Source organism: Bradyrhizobium sp. WYCCWR 13022 (genome assembly GCF_030435535.1).
GTDB lineage: Bacteria > Pseudomonadota > Alphaproteobacteria > Rhizobiales > Xanthobacteraceae > Bradyrhizobium.
This window is the reverse complement of record NZ_JAUIZJ010000049.1, coordinates 1-802: the sequence shown is the minus strand read 5'-3', so window position 1 is coordinate 802 and position 802 is coordinate 1. Positions and strand designations below refer to the sequence as shown.

Here is an 802-nt window from a genome sequence, read left to right as displayed (position 1 = left end):
GTCTCCACCACGATCTCCGGTGCGACGGCGGCCGACCTGCGTGGCACGACCTCCTTTGCCAGCGCGACCGCGCTGAGCAACGTGCTGTACAACGGCACCGCCGGCGGCACGACGGCTGCAAGCGGCACCACGACCCTCGGCGCGGCCCAGGCATCGGTCTCGGGCACCGGTACGGTGTACGCATCCGACGGCTCGACGGCCCTGACCGGTGCGATCACGCTGCTCGGCACCACTGCGGCCAGCAAGCTCACCACGGCTCCCGCCGACGGCGACACGCTGACGGTGAACGGCAAGACCATCACCTTCCGTGCCGGCGCAGCTCCGGCTTCGACCGCCGTTCCGAGCGGCTCGGGCGTGAGCGGCAACCTCGTCACCGACGGCAGCGGCAACACCACCGTCTATCTCGGCACCAACGCGGCGCCGGGCGCGACGGTCGGCGACGTGCTGACCGCGATCGACCTTGCCAGCGGCGTGAAGACCTCGACGATCTCCAGCGGTGCCGCGACCATCGGTGTCGCCTCCGGTGCGACGGCGTCGTCTGCGGCCGCGGGTGTCGTGACGCTGAAGAGCTCGACCGGTGCGGATCTGTCCGTGACGGGTAATGCCGACTTCCTGAAAGAGCTCGGTCTGACCACCGCCACGGGTGCCGGCAATGCGACGGTCACCGCGACCCGCACGACCAGCTCGTCCTCGCTGGGCGCGCTGATCTCGGACGGTTCGACGCTGAACGTCGATGGCCATGTCATCACCTTCAAGAACGCGCCGGTCCCGGGCTCGACCAACGCTCCGGCGGTTGCGAGCG

At 70.1% G+C, this 802-nt stretch carries 1 protein-coding gene; it reads left to right on the top strand.

All coding sequences use genetic code 11. From position 1 onward, the window contains the following. A partial coding sequence (locus tag QY049_RS38850) for a DUF1522 domain-containing protein (protein ID WP_301270730.1) occupies nt 1–802 on the top strand: 802 nt, incomplete at both ends.